General features: G+C 59.8%; 21 protein-coding genes. 19 read left to right on the plus strand and 2 right to left on the minus strand.

Annotated features, from left to right (window positions below; all coding sequences use genetic code 11):
- Positions 1–2 precede the first annotated feature (2 nt).
- Entirely contained in the window at positions 3–845 is an 843-nt protein-coding gene (locus SO180_RS22240; protein WP_449380968.1) for an SDR family oxidoreductase, read from the plus strand.
- Positions 846–922: 77 nt separating this feature from the next.
- Positions 923–1,930: a zinc-dependent alcohol dehydrogenase family protein gene (locus SO180_RS22245; RefSeq protein WP_449380969.1), complete on the plus strand. Its 1,008-nt coding sequence runs from the start codon at positions 923–925 to the stop codon at positions 1,928–1,930.
- 309 nt (positions 1,931–2,239) lie between these two features.
- Here the strand turns inward: SO180_RS22245 and SO180_RS22250 are convergent, their stop codons facing one another.
- Positions 2,240–2,431, minus strand: a complete 192-nt coding sequence (locus SO180_RS22250; RefSeq protein WP_449380970.1) for a hypothetical protein — start codon at positions 2,429–2,431, stop codon at positions 2,240–2,242.
- A 105-nt stretch (positions 2,432–2,536) separates the two neighbouring features.
- Here SO180_RS22250 and SO180_RS22255 point away from each other — a divergent pair, with 105 nt between their 5' ends.
- The 3 genes from SO180_RS22255 to SO180_RS22265 all read left to right on the plus strand — a co-directional run bounded on the left by SO180_RS22255 (position 2,537) and on the right by SO180_RS22265 (position 4,871).
- A complete protein-coding gene (locus SO180_RS22255) occupies positions 2,537–2,974 on the plus strand; it encodes an Rrf2 family transcriptional regulator (RefSeq protein ID WP_449380971.1) in 438 nt (145 codons plus the stop codon).
- 156 nt (positions 2,975–3,130) lie between these two features.
- Positions 3,131–3,892 (plus strand): nuclear transport factor 2 family protein, encoded by a 762-nt coding sequence (locus SO180_RS22260; RefSeq protein WP_449380972.1) that lies wholly within the window; start codon positions 3,131–3,133, stop codon positions 3,890–3,892.
- 262 nt (positions 3,893–4,154) lie between these two features.
- A complete protein-coding gene (locus tag SO180_RS22265; RefSeq protein WP_449380973.1) occupies positions 4,155–4,871 on the plus strand; it encodes an alpha/beta fold hydrolase in 717 nt (238 codons plus the stop codon).
- 158 nt (positions 4,872–5,029) lie between these two features.
- Here the strand turns inward: SO180_RS22265 and SO180_RS22270 are convergent, their stop codons facing one another.
- Positions 5,030–5,599: a type 2 periplasmic-binding domain-containing protein gene (locus SO180_RS22270; protein WP_449380974.1), complete on the minus strand. Its 570-nt coding sequence runs from the start codon at positions 5,597–5,599 to the stop codon at positions 5,030–5,032.
- A gap of 45 nt (positions 5,600–5,644) precedes the next feature.
- Between SO180_RS22270 and SO180_RS22275 the strand changes: the two genes are divergently transcribed.
- The 14 genes from SO180_RS22275 (at position 5,645) to SO180_RS22340 (ending at position 18,940) form a co-directional block, all read left to right on the plus strand.
- On the plus strand, positions 5,645–6,439 hold the full coding sequence (locus SO180_RS22275; RefSeq protein ID WP_449380975.1) for a hypothetical protein: 795 nt from the start codon (positions 5,645–5,647) through the stop codon (positions 6,437–6,439).
- A gap of 296 nt (positions 6,440–6,735) precedes the next feature.
- Positions 6,736–8,181: an aldehyde dehydrogenase gene (locus SO180_RS22280; protein ID WP_449380976.1), complete on the plus strand. Its 1,446-nt coding sequence runs from the start codon at positions 6,736–6,738 to the stop codon at positions 8,179–8,181.
- Between the two features lie 81 nt (positions 8,182–8,262).
- Positions 8,263–9,204, plus strand: a complete 942-nt coding sequence (locus tag SO180_RS22285) for a helix-turn-helix domain-containing protein (protein WP_449380977.1) — start codon at positions 8,263–8,265, stop codon at positions 9,202–9,204.
- Positions 9,205–9,544: 340 nt separating this feature from the next.
- Positions 9,545–10,543, plus strand: a complete 999-nt coding sequence (locus tag SO180_RS22290; RefSeq protein WP_449380978.1) for a thiamine pyrophosphate-dependent dehydrogenase E1 component subunit alpha — start codon at positions 9,545–9,547, stop codon at positions 10,541–10,543.
- Positions 10,544–10,546: 3 nt separating this feature from the next.
- Complete coding sequence (locus tag SO180_RS22295) at positions 10,547–11,518, plus strand: alpha-ketoacid dehydrogenase subunit beta (protein WP_449380979.1); 972 nt, start codon at positions 10,547–10,549, stop codon at positions 11,516–11,518.
- 13 nt (positions 11,519–11,531) lie between these two features.
- Entirely contained in the window at positions 11,532–11,780 is a 249-nt protein-coding gene (locus SO180_RS22300) for a biotin/lipoyl-containing protein (RefSeq protein WP_449380980.1), read from the plus strand.
- Positions 11,777–12,229 (plus strand): VOC family protein, encoded by a 453-nt coding sequence (locus SO180_RS22305; RefSeq protein WP_449380981.1) that lies wholly within the window; start codon positions 11,777–11,779, stop codon positions 12,227–12,229. The genes SO180_RS22300 and SO180_RS22305 overlap by 4 nt, the downstream gene beginning before the upstream one ends.
- 41 nt (positions 12,230–12,270) lie before the next feature.
- Complete coding sequence (locus SO180_RS22310; protein WP_449380982.1) at positions 12,271–13,056, plus strand: SDR family oxidoreductase; 786 nt, start codon at positions 12,271–12,273, stop codon at positions 13,054–13,056.
- Positions 13,057–13,271: 215 nt separating this feature from the next.
- Complete coding sequence (locus tag SO180_RS22315; RefSeq protein WP_449380983.1) at positions 13,272–14,273, plus strand: alcohol dehydrogenase catalytic domain-containing protein; 1,002 nt, start codon at positions 13,272–13,274, stop codon at positions 14,271–14,273.
- 20 nt (positions 14,274–14,293) lie between these two features.
- Positions 14,294–15,580 (plus strand): ABC transporter substrate-binding protein, encoded by a 1,287-nt coding sequence (locus tag SO180_RS22320; protein WP_449380984.1) that lies wholly within the window; start codon positions 14,294–14,296, stop codon positions 15,578–15,580.
- A gap of 28 nt (positions 15,581–15,608) precedes the next feature.
- Complete coding sequence (locus SO180_RS22325) at positions 15,609–16,334, plus strand: ABC transporter ATP-binding protein (protein WP_449380985.1); 726 nt, start codon at positions 15,609–15,611, stop codon at positions 16,332–16,334.
- Positions 16,331–17,071, plus strand: coding sequence for an ABC transporter ATP-binding protein (locus SO180_RS22330; protein WP_449380986.1), 741 nt, complete (start codon positions 16,331–16,333; stop codon positions 17,069–17,071). Before SO180_RS22325 ends, SO180_RS22330 begins: the two co-directional genes overlap by 4 nt.
- A complete protein-coding gene (locus tag SO180_RS22335; protein WP_449380987.1) occupies positions 17,058–17,915 on the plus strand; it encodes a branched-chain amino acid ABC transporter permease in 858 nt (285 codons plus the stop codon). The genes SO180_RS22330 and SO180_RS22335 overlap by 14 nt, the downstream gene beginning before the upstream one ends.
- Positions 17,916–17,920: 5 nt before the next feature.
- Positions 17,921–18,940, plus strand: coding sequence for a branched-chain amino acid ABC transporter permease (locus tag SO180_RS22340; protein ID WP_449380988.1), 1,020 nt, complete (start codon positions 17,921–17,923; stop codon positions 18,938–18,940).
- Positions 18,941–19,696: the final 756 nt, after the last annotated feature.

The raw sequence follows: 19,696 nt of genomic DNA on the forward strand, positions 1-19,696 counted from the left end.
CTATGACTATCGCCATCACCGGTGCCACCGGCCAACTCGGCCGCCTCGTCGTCGAGAGGCTCAAAGCGAAGGTGACGCCCGACCAGATCATTGCGCTCGTTCGCTCGCCGAAAAAGGCCAGCGACATTGGCGTTAGCGCGCGTGAATTCGACTACAGCCGGCCCGAAACACTCATTCCGGCGCTCGCCGGTGTCGACAAGCTGCTCCTCATCTCGTCCAGCGAGTTGGGGCAGCGGGCGGCGCAACATCGAAACGTCATCGAGGCCGCCAAAGCTTCGGGTGTCAAGCGCCTGATTTACACAAGCTTGCTGCACGCCGACCGATCGCCGATCAGTCTCGCCGAGGAGCATCGCGGGACCGAGGCTGACATAGCTGCCTCTGCCGTTCCGGCGACGATCCTGCGCAACGGCTGGTATACTGAGAACTATAGCGCCTCGATCCCTGCCGCGCTCGCCAATGGCGCGTTCGTCTGCAGCGCAGGCGACGGTCAGCTCTCGCTTTCGACGCGCGCCGATTATGCAGACGCCGCGGTCACGGTCCTGACCGGCGACGGTCACGACGGCAAGATCTATGAGCTTGCCGGTGATGACGCCCACACGCTAGCCGACCTCGCCGCGGAAATCTCGCGCCAGACCCGCCGCGAAATTCCGTACAAGAACCTGCCACCGACCAACTATGCCGCGATCCTCAAGCAGGCGGGCCTGCCCCAGATGTTCGAAGGGCTCGCTGCTTGGGACGTCGATGCCTCTCATGGCGCGTTGTTCGATGACAGCCGTCAGCTCTCCAAGCTCATCGGCCGGCCAACGACACCGCTCGCCGAAGCGGTGCGCGCGGCCTTCGCGTGACCGATGCACGGGGCAAAAAGCATCTCGCCATCCGCGCCTTCGCCAGCAGTTTCGATCGATAACTGGGAGATTCACCCATGAAAGCAGTCACTTCCAACGGTGCAGTCGGCCTCGACGCCCTCAACCTCGTCGAGATTGCGGAACCAGGCGCTCCGGGACGGGGTGAAATCCGCGTCCGCATCCGTGCGAGCTCGCTCAATTATCACGACCTGGCCGTCGTCACCGGACGGATGGGCGCGCCCGCTGGACGCATCCCGATGTCAGATGGCGCCGGCGTCGTGGAAGCGGTCGGACGTGACGTCGACGATTTCGTAGTCGGCGACCACGTCGTCTCGACCTTCTTTCCCTCTTGGATCGACGGCGCGCCGACGATCGCCGACTTCTCGACGACGCCCGGAGACGGCATTGACGGCTACGCGCGAGAGATTGTTGTAGCGCCAGCAAGCTCATTCACCTTGGCTCCTCGCGGCTACAGTCACTTGGAGGCAGCGACACTGACCACGGCCGGCCTAACGGCTTGGCGCGCGCTGGTGGTGAACGGTCGCATCAAGGCCGGCGACAGTGTGCTGGTGTTGGGCACCGGCGGCGTCTCGATCTTTGCACTCCAGTTCGCCAAGGCCATGGGGGCGACGGTGGTTGCTACGTCGTCCTCGGACGAAAAACTTGAACGAGCTCGTGCCCTCGGCGCTGACCATATCGTCAACTATCACCGGAATGCGAATTGGAGCGCTGCCGTGCGGGACATCACTGGCGGCCGGGGTGTCGATCACGTCGTGGAGGTCGGCGGCGCAGGCACGCTGGCGCAGTCGATCGAGGCGGCGCGGATCGGCGGCCACATCGCGTTGATCGGCGTGCTGACTGGCCCGGCGGGTCCGGTGCCGACCGCGGCGCTGATGGCGCGCCATCAGCGCCTGCACGGGATCATCGTGGGCAGCCGCCGGCACCAGCAGGATCTTGTCCGCGGTATCGAGGCGACAGGCATCAAGCCGGTCATCGACCGCTGCTCCGCTCTGAAAGAGATAGCCGACGCGTTTCGCCTGCAACAAGCCGGAGGCCATTTCGGCAAAATCGTCCTAGAATTCTAGCAAACCAAAGTATCGTCGCAATGACTGCTCCTGGTCGAATCCCGTCGGACGAACTCGACAAACTCAAGAGCGAGCATCGACACCGTGCGTGATCGTCGCCAACTCGCAAACGGTGTACGGGATGTTGCGGGCAAAAATCGGCCACACCAGCTGCGAGCGGGCGCGCCTCGCACAGTGACTTAGGACTGCTGCGCATGCCAGCCCGAGAGATTCTTGGCCTCGACCGGTCCGGCCTTTTCTACACCTTGGGCATGAGCTGCGCGGGTTGCTGACCTTTATCCTCGCGGCCATGCTGCGTCTGGGCAATGCCTATTGGGCTGCAATGCCGGCCTGGATGGTGGCGCAGGCCTCACGCGGCTGCTGCTGGAGCGCGGCTTCTATCGGATTGCCGGCGTCGGCTTCGCCCTGCCACTGGCTGGTCGTCGCTTCTTGACCGCGTACTGATTGGCAGATCGACAAAGGACGCTCGGGAGTTGCGATATCTCGCGCGGACAGTGCCATGATTCCCCGGAACGGGCTCTCAACGCCCAATCAGGTTGAATGCGGATTTGGAAGCAAATTTTTCGTATTGCGCTTCCTGGAATATGTAACTATAATGGTAACACAATGAACACACGGTTTGCAGTCGCAACTCATATCCTCACCGTCCTGCACATGCAGGCGGGCGAGCCCGTTACCTCCGAGATACTGTCCTCCAGCATCAACACCAACGCTTCCCTGGTGCGGCGGCTGCTCATGCAACTGGCCGCTGCGCGGCTCACGCGATCGCAGATGGGGGCGGGCGGCGGCGCGCTGCTCGCGCGGCCAGCCAACCGAATCACGCTCCTTGACGTCTTCCGTGCTGTGGTTGAGGAGGGGGTAGTGATCCCGCTTCATCAAAACCCAAATCCGGCGTGCCCAGTTGGCCGGAACATCGCCACCGCCCTCGATGGGATAGTCAGTTCAGTCGAGCAGGCGATGGAGGCGGCTCTTTCAAGAACCACCATCGCGGACCTCACGGCCGAAGTCCTTAATCTGGAAAGTCGACGTTCGGCCCGCCGCTGATTTCATTTCGCCTAGAACTGTTACCATTGGAGATACACAAGTGAAATGAGACACCTCGTTCAGACCTCGCGGCTCGCTGCGGCCGCCTTGACTCTCGTTTACCTCATAGCCTGCCAGGCTAATGCGCAGGCTGATCAAACAAAGGACCTAGCCGTTATGACCTCCCAGAAACAACAAGTTACGGATCTGCTGAAAGCCATTGAAACCCGCGCGACCGAACCAGTCGCAGTGATCAACCCTGACAAATACATCCAGCACAACCTGGGTGCAGCTGATGGCTTGGCGGGGTTTCAGGGGCTCCTTGCAGCGGTACCTCGGGGGTCGACGCGCGTGAACACCGTGCGAGTGTTTCAGGATGGCGACTACGTATTCGCCCACTCCGAATACCACGTCTTCGGTGCGAAGATCGGCTTCGACATCTTCCGGTTTGAAAACGGCCAGATAGTTGAGCATTGGGACAACCTCCAGCAAACGGCCGGCCCCAATCCGAGCGGACGCAGCATGATCGATGGTCCTACGGAGGCGCAAGATCTCGAGAAGACCGAGGCCAACAAGGCATTAGCTCGAAGCTTCGTCGCAGACTTCCTCGTAAACGGACGCATGGACAAGCTAGCGGGTTACTGCGACGGTGATCATTACATCCAGCACCATCCGCAGATCGCCGACGGATTGTCGAGCCTGCGCGCCGCGTTCAAGGCGATGGCCGAAGCGGGGATCGTGGCGAAATACGACCGTATTCACCGCGTGCTGGGCGAAGGAAACTTCGTCCTCGTCGTTAGCGAAGGACATTTCAATGGCAATCTTACTTCATTCTATGACCTGTTCAGGATCGCGAACGGCAAGATTGCCGAGCATTGGGACACAGTCGAGGCGATCCCCGCCCGGAGCGAATGGAAAAACGAGAACGGCAAGTTCTAAAGTCGACGGGCGGCGGCGCGCTTGGCGCCGCCTGCCTCTTGCTCACGAGCGGTGACGGCAGCCCTCTTCGAAGACTTCGAGTGGTTCTCGTCGCCGAGTTGGATCGCCGCGCCATAGGGGCCAGCTGTTCGCATCGGCTTGTGCACACTACTCGACCCCGATCATGCTCTGGCCAGTCGGGAATCAAGAAAACCCGCATCGCCGCCGAACAATCGCGATGATCCTCTCCCCCAAGTACCTCTAGACAGAAGGAATTAAGAAGATGCCCGCTGTTCTCGTTCACGGTGTACCCGACACTGATCGCCTATGGAATCGCGTTTGCCAACATCTGCAACGCAAAGATGTCATCGCGGTCAAACTGCCGGGGTTCGACAGCCCGGTCCCTGAGGGGTTCTCTGCGACCAAGGAGGAGTATGTGGACTGGCTGATCGCTCAGATTGAGGCGGTCGGTGATCCAGTCGATCTCGTCGGCCATGACTTTGGCTGCATTCTAACCTCGCGGGTAGCGGCTCTGCGACCCGATCTGATCCGCACCTGGACAGGGATCAGCGGACCGATCGATCCTGAATATGAGCCTCATCCATTTGCCAAAGCCTGCGAGACCCCGGGAGTTGGGGAAGCCATGATGGCGGAAATGACAGTCGAAGGCTTCGTAAAGCAACTCATCGATGCAAAGGTGCCGCGCGAAGAAGCGGAAAGTTCGACGAGATTCTTCGACGCAGTGATGAAGGATTGCGTTCTGAAACTCTATCGGTCCGCCTCCCGAATGGGTGAGGAATGGTATCCGGACCTCAAGAACATCACCTCGCCCAGCATGGTTATATGGGGCTACGAGGACGAGTTCTTGCCTCACCGATTTGCCGACAGCCTCGGTCAGGCATCGGCTTCCGAAGTGATCGTTAAATTCCGAGCGGGACATTGGGTCCCTCTTCAGAAGCCGGCGGAAGTAGCGCGGGTACTTGAAGGTCTATGGAGCTAAGGATTGGAGGCGCCGAGGAGCCCAGCTCTGGTTCGAAGCACAGCCGGGGCAAGTCCTGGTCGCGCAGGACGCGGGCTGAGCCTTCGCGACGCTTTCAACGAACGACTTGGGATGGGAGACCGCGTGAGCAAGCGCCAAGTGTAATGGACTCTGAAAATTTAGCGAATTGACTCCCGCTCCTCCTTGGCATCCGAGGCGCTGTGGATTCGGATATGGAATCTATCCTTTCCGATAAGAGTTGCGCCCTTCGACTCGCACATGCCGCGTAGGATCCTTGTTGAGGAATAGTTGGCTCGTCGTCTTTCGCAGCCAGATCTGTGCGGGGTCGCCAGCGACTTTTTGGTGCCAATACTGCTTGATGGGAATGTGCGGAATCGAAAATGGGGCCACAGTGCCCGCAGCCCTGACAAGTTCTCGAACGCGACCGCGATGACCTTTGGAACGGTCGCGACCAGGTCGCTATCTCGCACGATAAAGGGAATATTCATGAAGTGATGTTGCGATCGGAACGCAATATTTCGCTCGATGCCCGACTTCTTGATCATTGTCTCGAACTTTCTTTGGCTGTGCCCCTCTCCGACGAGACCGATATGCCGGGCTTGCGAATATTGTCGTAGCGTCATTTTTCGACCGAAGTCGGGATGATTCTCTCGAACGAGGCAGACGAAGGGATGTTCGAAGAGGCTCTGCACGCGAATTGCTCCACCGGTCAGTTCGGGAACCATCATCTACTATGCGGATGAGACCTGGTAAATCTTCTCTATGCGACGGGGATGCCGCGTTTCACTCAGAGTCCGTTTGGTAGCGAACTGCTGATGCGCCGCAGCCGCAAGGCCAAGGACCTGAAACACGAACGCGCCAACGACACGCTTTCACATTTCTGGCGGTGGTTCGAATACGGGCCTGAGCACGTAGAAACGTGGCGATCGCTCGAACAGGTCAATCGCATCCATGAGGCGATGTCAAAGCTTGTCGTCGAGGCCTTCACCAACGACGATTTCATCTACACGACGGCTTGGCTTGGGACATTCCTGCACCGATTCCGGCTATTCCTAGGACTGCCGGGCTTTACGAAGAATCAACAGATCGCGGCACACCTGTTCTGGCGCGGAATCATGGAGAAGATGCGCGGGCCGGATGGTTATGTGCAGGGATATCCCGACGACTTCGCCGCAATGGAGAGGTTTGTCGATGAGTTCGAGGGGCGCCCCTGGCCCAAGACCGAAGCGGGCAAGGAATTAGCTGCGTATGTGATCGACCAGTTCAACGAAGCTCGGATTCCAAGGCCGCTTTGGGGGCTCGGCCGGCAGATCGTTCTGACGGTGCAGTCGAAGCGTATCCGCGATTTACATCAGATGGGGGATCCGAATCCGGTCGTGGCGTGGCTGATCAAGCGCGTGCTCTTCGTGAAGGTTTGGATGGCGGAGAATGTTCTTCCGGACCCAAAACTAAGTGCGCCAGAGCGCGCCCGGCTGAACGGTGAGGCAACTGGCCAGCATCGTGAACCGCGAATGGTCGCCGCAAGCGCTTGCCCGTTCCATTCGCTTCGCAATCAGCTCAGGGTTTAGGCTCCTTTAGACGCTGGGGGCGCAGCTCTCGGATCTGCGTTCCCGTCGCCGGCTGCAGCGGGGGGCAATACGATTGTGCACTCCCAGACGGAGAAAAGCCGGGTCGAGAGGCGTAGTTGGCAAACATTGGATTTCGCGTGGTTAACACCCCTGGGTGGGTTAGGGACGCGCCTTGTTTTGCTGCAATGCAAACATCGCGACCTATCCGCGCTGCGTGACAAATCGTCAGGTCCGGACGGCTCCCAGCCAAAGGCCCTAGCTCGACATCAATAAAAAGTTTCCGGGAGATCTCCAAAATGCCGATCGACCTCATGATCAACGGCGCCGCAGCTCGTGCCAGCGAGGGACGTACATATTCCCGTCTCAATCCAGTAACTGGCGAGGTCGCATCAGAGGCCGCCGCCGCTTCTGTCAAGGACGCTCTCAATGCAGTCGAATCTGCAGCACGCGCGTTTGTCGATTGGTCCCAGGTCGGTCCGGGCGTGCGCCGAAAGGTGCTGAACGATGCCGCGAATATCATGGAATCGCGTACGAATGACTTCATCCGACTGGGGATTGCGGAGACCGGAGCCACGGGGCCGTGGATCGGTTTCAACGTCATGCTTGCGGCGAACATCATCCGTGAAGCCGCAGCGACAGTGACGCAGGCCAAGGGAGAGGTCATCCCCTCCGACAAGCCCGGCACCTTCGCGATGTCCATGGCCAAGCCGAAGGGCGTCTGCCTTGGCATAGCGCCTTGGAATGCACCTGTGATTCTCGGCACGCGCGCTGTTGCAATGCCCATTGCTTGCGGAAATACCATCGTTCTGAAATCATCGGAGCTCTGTCCAGCGCTGCACCGCCTGATCGCGCAATGCTTCGTCGATGCTGGCCTGCCGCCGGGAGTCATCAACGTCATTTCGAACGCCCCGGAAGAAGCTGCGACGGTTGTCGCAGCGTTGATCGCCGCGCCTCAGGTGAGGCATGTCAACTTCACCGGGTCGACGCGGGTCGGGCGTATCGTGGCGCGGCTTGCTGCGGAAAACCTGAAACCTGCCCTTCTCGAACTTGGCGGCAAAGCTCCTCTTGTCGTGCTCGACGATGCCGACGTGGATGCGGCGGTCAATGCAGCGATCTTCGGATGCTTCATGAATCAGGGGCAAATTTGCATGTCGACGGAACGAATTGTCGTTGACGCCAAGATTGCAGACCAGTTTGCCGAGAAATTTGCGGAGCGGGCCAGGTCACTTCCGGCTGGGGACCCTCGCGGGCATGTTGTACTCGGTGGTCTCGCAATGCCTGGTGCCGGCAAAAAGATGGACGACCTGATTGCCGACGCGAAGGTAAAGGGCGGCAGGATCATCGCCGGCGGTGGACGAAGCGGCGCAATTCAAGAGGCGACGGTGGTCGACCACGTCAAGTCGAACATGCGAATATACTCCGAGGAAAGCTTCGGGCCGGTAAAGCCCATCATTCGTGTTGACGGAGATGAAGAGGCCGTCCTCGTCGCCAATGATACCGAATACGGCTTGGCTGCGGCGGTATTCAGCCGGGATATTCAGCGTGCCATGTCGGTCGCCAATCGCATCGAGAGTGGCATCTGCCACATTAACGGACCCACGGTGTCGGACGAGCCGCAGATGCCATTCGGTGGCGTGAAGGCATCGGGCTACGGACGGTTCGGCGGCAAAGGGGCCGTTAGCGAGTTCACGGATCTTCGCTGGATCACCGTCGAGGACCCGAACCAGCACTATCCATTTTAGGGTACCCTTACCCCCAGTCCTTGCTGGCCCGGCGACGGTCTGCCGTGATATCGTCTTGGTGTTCCAGGGAGGCGTCATACGATGGGCGATCGAACATGGACGACGACCGCGGCACCGGGCCGTGAGATTGCCTATTGGCGCGAAGCAGTTTGTGATGCTGTCATCGAGCTCGAGATCGATGTCTGCGACGACCGGCCCTTTTGTGCCAGTATGAGTCAATCGGCTTGCGGCCCGATAGGATTCAGCAAGATCGAGGTGGGCTCAAGCCAGACCCTCAGAAGATCCCGATCCATCATTGCCCGGAGTTCTCGTCAACAGTTCGAGCTGGTCTATTTCAGCCAATGTGATGCCATGCTCGTTCATGCGGGGAGCGAGGTTGGGCTTCGTTCCGAACAATGCGTTCTCATCGATGGTAGCCGGCCGTACTCGATCCCCATGAAAGGACCGAGCCGTAACGTCTCCATTCACATCCCGTCAAAATGGCTGGCGGCGCGGATTCCGAATCCCGACTTAGCCGTCGCACGTCCTGTGGATTGCGGTAGCCCAATCGGCGTTGCGCTGGTCAGCCTGATCCACGGCATGGTGCAGGCCACTGAGGCGTCGAACGAGTTCAAGTCGCGCCTCGCTGAACAAATTCTCGGTGTGTTCCAGCTGGCGTTGAGCCCGCCAGAATCCGATCGCAGTCCGCATTCCCACCGATTGTACGAGCGAGTGAGAGAGGCGCTTCGGGATCTCTCGAACGACCAGGAATTGAGTGCTTCGACGCTGGCCGAGGAATTGGGCATTTCCGTCCGATATCTGCACGCATTGTTTGCGCAGGCCGGGACCAGCTATGGCCGCGAGTTGCAAGGGATCCGGCTAGAAACGGCGATGCGGATGCTGGCCGACGAGCGCTTTCGCCGCGTGAGTGTCAATGAAATCGCTTTCCGCGCGGGATACAGCGAGCCCAGTCATTTCTGTCGTCGTTTCAAGGAAGCGACAGGCATTACGCCTTCGAGCTATCGAACCACCGCGTTGAGCTAGCCATCAACTGACGAGCCGAGCCCATATGGCGTCTGCGTTGGCGCTCGTGTGGTCTTGCGCGTCTGTCGCGGCTGGCATCCCGCGTTCTTGCTTAACGGAGATCATTGCAGTCCAGCACAATGATTTTGTGCAGCCCCTGACAGTTTCAGAGACACCGCGCCAAGCTATTTTTCCCTCCAGAAAAGATGACAAAGGCTGCAGTTGCAGCCGAGGGAGGAAGTTCGGTGAGCTCGATCATCGCGGCGGCTAGCTAGCGCATATTCAGACGTCTCCGGCGCGCGTCTGAAAGCAGCGCCCCGTCTACCGCTACCACACTCAAATTATGCAAGAGAGAAAGAACATGGCAGGCCCGTCCGGCGGCAACAAGAGCGCGTACCTGGATCTGATGGAGAGAATGTTGCTCATCCGTTTCTCGGAGGAGCGACTCGCCAGATTCGCCAAGAACGGTGAATTGCCGGGAGCGGTGCATCTCTACATCGGCCAGGAAGCATGCGCCGTAGGGGCCTGTTCGGTCCTCGACGATCGAGATTGGATCACCAGTACACACCGCGGTCACGGCCACTTTCTCGCAAAGGGCGGCGACCTGAAAGGAATGTTCGCCGAGATCTGGGGCAAGCAGCAAGGCATCTGCAAGGGCATGGGCGGCTCTATGCACGTTGCGGATTTCTCCAAGGGCATTCTCGGCGCGAACGGAATCGTCGGCGGCGGTTTCGGCATCGCGACGGGCGCCGCCTTCGGAGCCAAACTTCGCGGTGATGGTCGTCTCGCGGTTTGCTTCTTCGGCGATGGCGCTGCCAACCAGGGGACCTTCATGGAAAGCATGAACATCTCCTCGGCATGGGGGCTGCCTCTCGTGCTGTTCTGCGAAAACAACGGTCTCTCCGAATTCACCGTATCGCACACGGTGACGGGCGGTCAGTTGATTGATCGCGCGAAAGCTTTCATGCCGACCGAGCTGGTTGACGGTAACGACGTCCTGGCTGTGCAAGCCGCGATGACGAAAGCTGTCGATCGCGCACGGCGCGGCGGTGGACCTTCGTATATCGAAGCGAAGACGTATCGAATTCGCGGTCATCTTGAAGCCGAGGAAGCGATGCTTGGTGGAGGAACCTACCGAGCCAAGCAGGAAATTGCAGACTGGCAAGTTCCCGAGCGCGACCCGATCTTCCGGTTCGCGACTTACTTGAAGGATACCGGCATAGCCGACACCCCGGAGATTGATGCGCTTCGCACCAAGGTCACCGGCATTGTCGATGCCGCCGTGGCCTACGCGGCTGCCGGCTCCGATGCCGATGTGGCTCTTTCCCAATCGCTAATGTTCGCTGACCAGGAGGCGTGAACGATGGCCAGCAAAAAGTACCTGACCCAAGCAATCAACGAAGCTCTGTTCGAGGAAATGGAGCGAAACGAAAACATCATCGTGATCGGCGAGGACGTCGAACTCGCGATCATGGGCGACACTCGAGGTCTCGTCGGAAAGTTCGGTCACAACCGCGTTCGCAACACGCCGATCTGCGAGGCTTCCCTTACGGCGATGGCGCTCGGTGCGACTGCTGCCGGCTATCACGTCGTCCTGCACATGATGTTCGCGAACTTCGTCTACACCGGCTTCGATGCGATCGCGAACCAGATTTCGAAGATGCGCCTCATGACCGGAGGGCAGCTCGATATCCCCGTGACGTTCCTGGCTTGCTATGGCGGAGGCGGATCTAACGCGGCACAACATAGCGACAGCGCACATCCGGTGCTCATGAACCTGGGCGGCATCAATGTCGCAATGCCTTCCAATGCAGCCGACGCGAAAGGGCTTCTGAAAACGGCTCTCCGAAGCAAGGACCCCTGCTTCTTCCTTGAGGCCGCAGCCCGAGGCGGACAAATGGGTGAGGTACCTGACGGCGACTATATCGTTCCGTTCGGCAAAGCCGCGGTCGCGCGTGAAGGTAGGGACGTAACGATCGTCTCATTCGGTTCTGCGATGAAGTGGTCGCTCGACGCGGCAGCGTCACTGGCCAAGTCAGGCATCGAGGCTGAGGTCATTGACCTGCGGACCGTCGCGCCGATCGACGAAGATGCCATTCTGAAATCGCTCGCCAAGACGGGACGTCTTGTCGTGGTTGACGAGAGTCGGGACCGATGCGGTGCGGGGAGTCATATTGCCTCGATCGCCGCTGACAAGGGCTTCTCACTGCTGAAGGCGCCGGTGAAGAAGGTCAACATCCCCGACGTCGCCATTCCGTACGCTCCTGCCGCTGAACTCGCCGTCCTGCCGACTGCCGAGAAGGTGGAAGCGACCGTGCGACGTCTGCTGGCTTGAAGGGCGACGGCGCATGAAGATCAGATTGAAGCTCGGCAAGGTAGGCATGAACATGTCGGAGGCGACCATCGTCGAATGGCACAAGGGTGCGGGAGAGGCATTTCACGCAGGCGACGCCCTGTATTCGTTCGAGACGGACAAGGTGACCCAGGATTTTGAGGCGACTGCCAGCGGCAAGGTGCTCGAAATCCTGGTCCCGACCGGCACCGTTGCTCAGGTCGGCCAGGAGGTTTGTGTGGTGGATGTGGAGACCGGAAAATGACCGGCCAAATCCTCTCTGTTGCGCACACCGGTGTAACCGTCTCAAGCCTGGAAACGGCGACGCGCTTCTTCCGCGATGTTCTCGGGGCGCAAGTCACCGCCCCGATCATGGCCGACCTGCCGGTGTTCGAGCGAATTACGGGGGTCGAGGGAGCGCGCATCAAGATTGCGTTTGCGGACCTCCCAGGTGGACACCGCGTAGAATTGCTCGAGTACATGAAGCCCGAGCAAAGAAAAACGTCTGATCTGCGCCCATCCGATCCGGGGCACATGCACCTTTCGCTCAGTGTAGTCGGAATCGAAGACATCGCAGAACGATTGAGGAAGGCCGGCTTTGAGCCGGTCGGCCCGGTCCAGCGGGTCGTGGAGCACGGCGGTGTGGAGGCCATCTACACCGTGGGTTTCGACAACATCTACATTGAGCTGATGTGCCTTCCGCCCGGATTCTGATCGAAAAGGCGGGCGGAAAAGCCGGGAAGATGGAGGATTTGATGAGAGTGAAGAACAAGGTTGCGCTGGTGACGGGCGGGGCCGGCGGCCTCGGTGGGGCGACAGCGCGGACGCTCGCGCGCGAGGGCGCGCAGGTTGTCATTGCGGACGTATCGGACAAGGCCGGGGAGGCGCTGGCCGCGGAGATTGGCGGCGAGTATCAACACCTGGACGTCTCGAATGAAGCTGCCTGGAAGAAGGTGGTTGACGGAATCCTGGCAAGACATAAGCGAATCGACATTCTCGTCAACGCCGCTGGCATCGAGGGCGACGCCTCCGGAGGAGGTGGGATAAATACCAGCTACGACGCCTGGAAGAAGGTCATTTCGATCAATCTTGACGGCACGTTCCTCGGCTGCAAGGCGGCCATGCCGGCAATGATCGAGTGCGGCGACGGTGCCATCGTCAACATCTCGTCGATCGTATCGTTCATGGGAACACCGACGCTGATGGCGTACGGCGCAAGCAAGGCCGGCGTCGAGCAAATGACCCGTTCGCTGGCGATTATCGGGGCGGCGGATGGAAAGCGCGTCCGCTGCAATTCCGTCCATCCCGGCATCATCAAGACGCGAATGACGGACACGATTTTCGCTGAATTTGCGAAGAACACCGGAAAAACCGATGCAGAGGTCGAGCAGATGCTCTGCGCGAGCGTGCCATTCGGCAAGCGTGGCGTTCCGGAAGATGTTGCCGAGATGATCCTCTACTTATCGTCGGATGAGAGCCGCTACGTCACCGGTGCGGCATTCCGTGTAGACGGTGGCTGGTCGGTCACGGGGGCGGGTTAGTGACCCTGTTCTGAGACTCGTATCGAGTTGCGGCAGGCTCGTTCACGAACGTCAGAACCAAAAGGGCACCAGAAACCGAAAGAACTTGAATGTGGTGCTGGATCTGACGTTCGCGCCGATGACGCGCGGCTCTACCGATGCGGACGTCGGATCCACCGCGACAGCCGCGTGTTGGCGCGTTCGCGTTTCATGATCAAGCTCTGAGGGAAGTGAAGATGTTGGCTGCGATATTCAACGGGGTTGGACGTCCGCTTACGATTGAAGAGGTCGCCGAGCCAAAGCCGGGCCCGGGCCAGGTGCTCGTCAAGGTCCAGCGTTGCGGCATATGCGGAAGCGATCTTCATATGACCGAGGATCCGATTTTCTGCATTCCCGATGGTGCGGTGCTCGGGCACGAGTTCACAGGCGAAGTCGTCGAACTTGGCCGCGGTGTACAGCATCTGAAGGTCGGAGACCGCGTCAGTGTGGTGCCGATCGCGTCCTGCGGAAGATGTGCCGCATGCCTGTCGGGAAGACCCGCTGCCTGCCTCGAAATGCAGCTGCATGGCGGCGGCTACGCGCAATTCACCGCAGTTCATGAACGGCAGTGCGTGAAGCTGCCTTCCACGGTTGGGATCGAGGAAGGGGCGCTAGTAGAACCCATGGCGGTTGGACTGCATGGTGTCCTGAAGGCGGAGATGCAGCCAGGCGCCCGCGTGCTGGTGATCGGTGCTGGGCCGGTCGGCCTTGCTACGATTTTTTGGGCCCGACGCCTTGGCGCCGGCTTGATTGCGGGGACGGCGTCGACGATGACCCGTGCAGAGCTCGCCCACACAATGGGTGCTGACATCTTTCTTGATCCGGAGGATGCGGGAGCGAGTGCGTCTGCGCTGGCCCTCGGTGGTCCGCCGGACATCGTTTTCGAATGTGTCGGCAAACCGGGCCTGATTCAGCGGGCGATCGATCACGTGCGGCCGCGCGGAACGGTTTTGGTTCTGGGCCTGTGCACCACCCAGGACACCTTCATGCCATTCGGCGCTCTGAACAAGGAAGTGCGTGTGCAGATGGCGGCGTTCTACGACGTCGCGGACTTCACGCGATCGGTCGACGCATTTGATCGCGGTGCAAGCCAACCCGCGGCGATGATCACCGAAGAGGTGAGCTTAATCGACATGCCCCCCGCTTTTGAAAAGCTCAAGCATCGTACCAATCAGTGCAAAATCTTGGTCAGACCATAACAATTCGACAGGAGGAAATGATGTCCACTTTCGATACTAAAGTCAGCCGTAGAACAGTCTTGACCGGCATCGGGGTCGGAGCCGCAAGTCTTGCTGCGCCGGCGGTTGTTCGAGCGGCGAATTCCGGAACGATCAAGCTCGGTTATATCAGCCCGATTACCGGGCAGCTCAGCCAATTTGGTGAGACGGACAAATATTCTCTCGAATGGGTGCGCGGCCTTCTCGCTAAAGGACTCGAAATCAGGGGTAAGACCTACACGGTCGAGATCGTCGATCGCGATGCCCAATCCAATCCCAATCGGGCTGCGGAATTGGCCGGCGAGCTCATCCAGAACGAAAAGGTCCATATGATCATTCCGGCGTCCACGACCGACGTCGGCTTGTCTGTCGCCGAGCAGGCCGAACTGTACGGAACTCCCTGCGTCTCCTCCACGGCGCCTTGGCAAGCCGTGATCATGCCTCGCGGCGGAGCGAACAAGTCCTTTGACTGGACGTATCATTTCTTCTGGGGTCTCGAAGACATCATCGCCACCTTTGTCAATATTTGGGACAGCGCAGACACAAACCGTAAGGTAGGATTGATCCTGCCCCGGAATACCGATGGCGAAGTCTGGGGAGACAAGAAGATCGGTCTGCCACCTTCGATGTCGAAGAAGGGCTTTGAGGTTATTACCCCGAGCCTTTATCAACCGCGTACCAACGATTTCTCGTCTCAGATCGCCGCATTCCGCGATGCCAAGTGCGGAATTCTCGGTGGCCTCGTCTATCCGGCCGATCTCCGCACCTTGATCACCCAATGCGCCCAGCAGAATTTCAAGCCGCCGGTCGTCACGGCTGCGGCGGGCCTCTTGTTCGCCTCGAACGTCGAAGCGATTGGAGACCTCGGGATCGGCATGAGCACCGAGGTCTGGTGGACGCCGGCGTTTCCCTTCAAGTCGTCTCTGACCGGCGAATCGTCGGCGGACATCGCGAAGGCCTGGGAGGCCAAGACCGGCAAGCAATGGACGCAGCCGCTCGGCTACTCCCACGCGATCTGGGAGATCGTCATCGATACCCTGAAGAGGTCGGCCGATCCGCTGAGTCGCGAGGCCAATCGTGATGCGCTGAAGGCAATCGATCTTCAGACGCTCGTCGGTCCGATCAAGTTCGGTGCTGGTCCGCATCCGAACGTTGCGAAAACGCCAATCCTCGGCGGCCAGTGGGTCAAGGGCAGCAAGTGGCCCTACGATCTGAAGATTATCGAGACCGCGCTTTATCCAATCATGCCGCCGCAGGGCAAGCTGGAGCCACTTCCTTGGCGCAGCTGACACGGGGCCCGGAGCAGGGGAGGGTGCGATGAGCGCGGTCATCCTCTCTGCACGGGGGCTGTCAAAATCGTACGGCGCTCTGCGCGTGACAGATAATGTCGATTTCGACGTTCTGGACGGCGAGGTACTCGGCATTTTAGGGCCTAACGGGGCCGGCAAGACGACGCTGTTCAATTTGATCGGAGGCGACGTTCGAATGGACGAGGGCCGGCTCGAATTCCTCGGTGCATCACTGGAGCGAGAGCCGCCATTCGAGCGGGCTCGTCGTGGAATCGGGCGCACATATCAGATTCCGCGTCCATATTCGGCCATGTCGGCATTTGAGAACCTGCTGGTCGCAGCGATGTTCTCGGCAGGGCGAAGGGAGCGTGACGCGTACCATCGCTGTGCGGCGATACTTCAGGATTGCGGACTGGATGGGCGAGCGAATACTCCAGCCGGCTCGCTCACTCTCCTTGATCGGAAGCGGCTCGAGCTAGCTCGCGCGGTGGCCGGCGAGCCAAAATTGCTCCTGCTTGACGAGATTGCGGGCGGCCTTACCGAAGCCGAGTCGGCGGTCCTCGTCGATCTGGTCCGGCGAATAAGGGACCGAGGCGTTACGATCGTTTGGATCGAGCACGTCATACACGCGATTCTGGCGGTTGCTAATCGGATGCTGGTGCTCAACTTCGGCCAAAAGATAGCGGAGGGCGATCCGAAAGCCGTGCTGGCTGACAAGGAAGTTCGCCGTGTCTACATGGGAATCGAGGCATGAGTACTGGGCAGAGGGTCCTCCGCGCGCAAGGTCTCGTTGCTGGATACGGCGACTTCCAGGCGTTGTTCTCCGTCGATTTCGAAGTGATGGCGGGAGAGATGGTTGCGTTGATCGGCGCGAACGGTGCGGGCAAGTCGACACTGTTGAAGGTCCTCGCACGCATGTTGCCCTCGCAAAAAGGCATGATCGAATTTGACGGCGTGACGACCTCGGGTGTTGTGCCTCACGAGCTGGTCCGGCGCGGTCTCGTGATGGTCCCGGAGGGACGCCGGCTCTTCATGGGCATGAGCGTCGAGGACAACTTGCAAGTCGCCTCCGATCAGGTCGGTACAAGCTCGTCTGGCAAGCGGTCGTGGAGCCTGGATCGTGTCTATAGCCTTTTTCCGATCCTCAAGGAAAAGCGCCGGCAGGCGGTAGAGCAGCTTTCCGGGGGACAACAGCAGATGGTCGCGTTGGGGCGAGCTTTGATGGCCCAGCCCAAGCTCTTACTTTGCGATGAAATCTCGCTGGGACTTGCACCAAAGGTGATCAAGGAGATTTACGAATTGCTGCCGGCAATACGGCAGGCCGGCACTGCCATCGTCCTTGTCGAGCAGGATGTTTCGCTCGCTCAGAAATCCGCCGACCGGATCTATTGTATGCTCGAAGGGCGGATAACATTGACCGGAAAGGCTTCCGATATCACGCGGGACGAGATTACTGCTGCTTACTTCGGGGTTCATCATGCGGTGGGTTGATGCTGTCGTCCAAGGCATACTCCTTGGCGGCCTCTACGCTCAGTATGCGGTCGGTATGGCTCTGATGTTCGGTGTCATGAGAATCGTAAACATCGCGCATGGCGACCTGGTCATTCTTCTCGCGCTGATCGGGGTTTCACTTGCTGCAGTGTGGGGGCTTGGTCCTGCATTTATCATTCTCTTGCTCGTCCCGCTGGGCGCAATCATAGGATGGTTGCTTCAGAGGGGCGTACTGAATCGAGTCGTCGGTACTGATCCTCTTCCTTCCCTGATCGCAACCTTCGGGCTCTCGATTGCGCTCGAGAATTTGATGCTGACGATCTGGTCGGCGGACACCCGCTCGATCTCCGCAGGCGCGCTCTCCACGACGTCCTTCCAGATCGGACCTCTATTTGTCGGTGTGCTGCCCACGATCATCCTCGGCTGCGCAGTGGGCTTGACGGGCGGCCTAGATGCCGTCCTTCGGCTGACATCGTTTGGGCGTGCTTTGCGGGCGGCGGCTGCGGACCATTTTGCGGCGACCCTGTCCGGCGTGAATACCAAGGAGGTATACGCCCGTGCCACGGCGATAGCCGTAGGCATCCTCGGTATGGCCGCCGTTTTTCAAGCGACCCGTACGACCGTCGCGCCGGCCGATGGTGGCGCTCAGCTGATCTACGCATTCGAGTCGGTAATCATCGGCGGGATGGGTTCGATCTGGGGCGCATTTCTCGGGGCGATGACGCTCGGCATTGCTCAAGTGGTAGGTTTTAGGATCGACCCGGGTTGGGGCATCTTGCTGGGGCATCTGGTGTTCTTGTTTGCGCTGGCGACCCGACCTCAAGGACTGCTGGCCAGGAGATGAATGAAATGTCTACGACGGCATCCACCGCGCGCGTGCAGACCCAGACGGCATCCAGCCGGATCGCTTTGACGCTCGCCCTGTTGATGGTGCTGGCTGTTCCGACGATGCCCTTTTGGGCCAGTGGCGGTCATATCCGGTGGCTTGTGGAACTGAGCTGTCTCGTGGCGATCGCTCAGATGTGGAATCTACTGGCGGGCTACGCGGGACTCGTGTCGGTCGGCCAGCAGGCGTTCATCGGAGCCGGCGGCTATGCACTATTCGTCCTCGCGAACAACTTCGCCGTGAATCCATTCCTAGCAGTCCCGCTTTCGGTGGCCGTGCCGGCCGCTCTTGCCGTGCCCTCCTATCTCCTTCTCAGACGGCTCGACGGGCCGTATTTTGCGATCGGCACGTGGGTGGTTGCGGAGGTCCTGCGACTGCTGGTCGCGAATGCTTCTTTCCTGAATGCCGGCTCCGGAATGTCGTTGCGAGTGATGGCGAGATACAGCCAGGACGAACGCCAGTTCGCACTGACTCTCCTATGCGCGCTACTGCTGTTGATTACGCTCGGCGGAACATATTGGCTTCTTAGATCGCGACACGGAATTGCGTTGACGGCACTCCGCGACGATCCCATCGCAGCGGAGAGCCAGGGCGTCAACGTCAAGCGGCTGCGCTTCATTGTTTTTATTCTCGGCGCAGCCGGAAGCGGTTTGGCCGGCGCCATCTACTACATGGCGCAGCTCCGAATAAACCCGGATTCCGGCTTTGACCCGAATTGGGCATCGATATCGATCTTCATCGTCATGGTCGGCGGAATCGGGAGAATCGAAGGTCCGATTATCGGCGCCCTGCTGTACTTCTTCGCGACCAAGCTGTTCGGACAATACGGCGCGACATACCTCGTGATTCTTGGCGTGCTGACGCTTCTGATGGCCCTATTCGCGCCGGGAGGATTGTGGAGCCTGTTCATGAAATTTCGTGAATGGCCATGGTTCCCAGTGTCGCGCCGCCTGTATGTGGCGGCCGCAACACCTCTGCGGTGATCCCTTCGGCCGTTGTGTTATTTCTGAGCGCCCAGTTGGTCTGCGTACGCTCACCAATCGGTAAGTGCGGGCACCTCAACCAACGAGCAGCCATGCTGGTCACCAGGAAGGCCTCTTCATGGCTGAGGCCAGATAGCAGGTAGTTCTGGCGGTCCCAGGCGATCGGGGCCAGTTTCGACGTCATCTCGCTCCTGCCGACGTCAGCGAGATCAGCTCATGCGGCTGTCGGTCGGATGAGCCCGCGCACGCGCAGGTCAGCGACGCCGCGGCTGACACGGAGCGTCGATCTAGATGAAAATGCGTGCGCAGGTGATGACCAAAACCACGGGCCGGGAGCGTGTCAACGCTCCCGGGTTCGGTCAGCGATTGTTGGCCCGCTCGTCGCGGCCGCGATCGCCTTCGTCATGTGAGCATTCGAAGCTCGACTGCGCCACGCCCTTCATATTTCGCCGTATTCGGGAAGGGGCCGCCGCGATGGCAACAAGCTCGCCTACTCGCGCGCACGCCGAAGTAAGGCCTGCAGCCGCTCTCTTTCCTTTTCCCACCGGTCGTCCTCGGCCCGCGACCGCTTCTCGAGGGCCTCGACCTCCGCCTGAATGACCGCGACCCTCTTCGCATGCTCGCGCTCGGCCTTGTCCAGCGCAGCTTGCGTGTCATTCGGCTTGCAATATTGACCCCCCGTATTGCCTCAGGAAGGAATGTTACCCGGGATGAAGGTCTGCGAGCTCCGCAGACCGATCTCGAAGCTGCGGCGAA

The organism is Bradyrhizobium sp. UFLA05-112 (assembly GCF_053572325.1).

Excerpts from the sequence above, each read along its gene's own strand:
- SO180_RS22325 (WP_449380985.1), top strand. The coding sequence starts at position 15,609 with ATGAGCGCGGTCATCCTCTCTGCACGGGGGCTGTCAAAATCGTACGGC.
- SO180_RS22280 (WP_449380976.1), top strand. The coding sequence starts at position 6,736 with ATGCCGATCGACCTCATGATCAACGGCGCCGCAGCTCGTGCCAGCGAG.
- SO180_RS22295 (WP_449380979.1), top strand. The coding sequence starts at position 10,547 with ATGGCCAGCAAAAAGTACCTGACCCAAGCAATCAACGAAGCTCTGTTC.
- SO180_RS22285 (WP_449380977.1), top strand. The coding sequence starts at position 8,263 with ATGGGCGATCGAACATGGACGACGACCGCGGCACCGGGCCGTGAGATT.
- SO180_RS22245 (WP_449380969.1), top strand. The coding sequence starts at position 923 with ATGAAAGCAGTCACTTCCAACGGTGCAGTCGGCCTCGACGCCCTCAAC.
- SO180_RS22335 (WP_449380987.1), top strand. The coding sequence starts at position 17,058 with ATGCGGTGGGTTGATGCTGTCGTCCAAGGCATACTCCTTGGCGGCCTC.
- SO180_RS22340 (WP_449380988.1), top strand. The coding sequence starts at position 17,921 with ATGTCTACGACGGCATCCACCGCGCGCGTGCAGACCCAGACGGCATCC.
- SO180_RS22260 (WP_449380972.1), top strand. The coding sequence starts at position 3,131 with ATGACCTCCCAGAAACAACAAGTTACGGATCTGCTGAAAGCCATTGAA.
- SO180_RS22330 (WP_449380986.1), top strand. The coding sequence starts at position 16,331 with ATGAGTACTGGGCAGAGGGTCCTCCGCGCGCAAGGTCTCGTTGCTGGA.
- SO180_RS22250 (WP_449380970.1), bottom strand. The coding sequence starts at position 2,431 with ATGGCACTGTCCGCGCGAGATATCGCAACTCCCGAGCGTCCTTTGTCG.
- SO180_RS22320 (WP_449380984.1), top strand. The coding sequence starts at position 14,294 with ATGTCCACTTTCGATACTAAAGTCAGCCGTAGAACAGTCTTGACCGGC.
- SO180_RS22300 (WP_449380980.1), top strand. The coding sequence starts at position 11,532 with ATGAAGATCAGATTGAAGCTCGGCAAGGTAGGCATGAACATGTCGGAG.
- SO180_RS22240 (WP_449380968.1), top strand. The coding sequence starts at position 3 with ATGACTATCGCCATCACCGGTGCCACCGGCCAACTCGGCCGCCTCGTC.
- SO180_RS22270 (WP_449380974.1), bottom strand. The coding sequence starts at position 5,599 with ATGATGGTTCCCGAACTGACCGGTGGAGCAATTCGCGTGCAGAGCCTC.
- SO180_RS22275 (WP_449380975.1), top strand. The coding sequence starts at position 5,645 with ATGCCGCGTTTCACTCAGAGTCCGTTTGGTAGCGAACTGCTGATGCGC.
- SO180_RS22310 (WP_449380982.1), top strand. The coding sequence starts at position 12,271 with ATGAGAGTGAAGAACAAGGTTGCGCTGGTGACGGGCGGGGCCGGCGGC.
- SO180_RS22305 (WP_449380981.1), top strand. The coding sequence starts at position 11,777 with ATGACCGGCCAAATCCTCTCTGTTGCGCACACCGGTGTAACCGTCTCA.
- SO180_RS22315 (WP_449380983.1), top strand. The coding sequence starts at position 13,272 with ATGTTGGCTGCGATATTCAACGGGGTTGGACGTCCGCTTACGATTGAA.
- SO180_RS22265 (WP_449380973.1), top strand. The coding sequence starts at position 4,155 with ATGCCCGCTGTTCTCGTTCACGGTGTACCCGACACTGATCGCCTATGG.
- SO180_RS22290 (WP_449380978.1), top strand. The coding sequence starts at position 9,545 with ATGGCAGGCCCGTCCGGCGGCAACAAGAGCGCGTACCTGGATCTGATG.
- SO180_RS22255 (WP_449380971.1), top strand. The coding sequence starts at position 2,537 with ATGAACACACGGTTTGCAGTCGCAACTCATATCCTCACCGTCCTGCAC.